Origin of the sequence: Nonomuraea monospora, assembly GCF_039531895.1 — a bacterium.
GTDB lineage: Bacteria > Actinomycetota > Actinomycetes > Streptosporangiales > Streptosporangiaceae > Nonomuraea > Nonomuraea monospora.
This window is the reverse complement of record NZ_BAAAQX010000109.1, coordinates 1-802: the sequence shown is the minus strand read 5'-3', so window position 1 is coordinate 802 and position 802 is coordinate 1. Positions and strand designations below refer to the sequence as shown.

The 802-nt window shown below is 43.3% G+C and carries 2 protein-coding genes; both read right to left on the bottom strand.

Annotated features, from left to right (window positions below):
- Positions 1 to 114: 114 nt before the first annotated feature.
- Positions 115 to 462, bottom strand: a complete 348-nt coding sequence (locus ABD331_RS60700) for a hypothetical protein (RefSeq protein WP_110958373.1) — start codon at positions 460 to 462, stop codon at positions 115 to 117.
- A 14-nt stretch (positions 463 to 476) separates the two neighbouring features.
- Positions 477 to 802: hypothetical protein (locus ABD331_RS60695; RefSeq protein WP_344496715.1), on the bottom strand; the 326-nt coding region annotated here is incomplete at its 5' end.

The following is an 802-nucleotide window of genomic DNA, read 5'->3' as shown; positions in this document are numbered from 1 at the left end:
GTAAAAACAGAGCCTGCGCGTTTCTGGCGGGTTTTCTGGTGGTTTGTTGCCTGTTTTACCGGTTTCCCGTCAGAAACGCCCTGAGGGCCTCTCAGGCGGTGCTGATAACGGATGTTATGGTAAATGTTGGATAGCAAGGACTATCAGTCCGGCAATGCTACATATCATTGCTAATGGATTTACGAGCAAAATGCCGAATGTTGTCGCAGATAATCCGCGAACAATGATATTGGCAAGAAGTCCGCCAACAATGAGGGATAAAAAGGTATAACCAGCAACTTTCAGTAACGACAGATCTCCCCATATCACCTCTACTATCGGATAGATAAAAACACCAACGCCAGCAGGAAGCGTAGTAACCATCAACAGTAAATGGCTTTTAGTGGGACCGTACTCTCTGACATTTCCAACTTTCATCATGTGTGTGATGAATGACGATATCCACCATAGGATCATGATCATAAGGAAATTCATAATTATTTACTCTCGATGCGTAGATCAGGTGCTTTCTGTAGATTTGGTCGTACATACTCGCTGTCTCTTTCGTCAAGACAACGGAAGTAGAGTGTTACTGTGGTATCTATCCCCATTCTTGTGTTAGCCACGTTTTCGTTAGTGAGCAGGAATTTTTTACCGAGGCTATTACATTTCTCAGAACCTGTTTTAAAGGCACTTTGACGTGCTGATGCCGCATCTCTAAAACCATCAGCAGTTGCTGAAACCGTATATGTATCCCTACCTAACTCAAGAACGTTGCTGGTAGAAACACAACCAACTGTAAGCAGCGATATTGATAAAATAC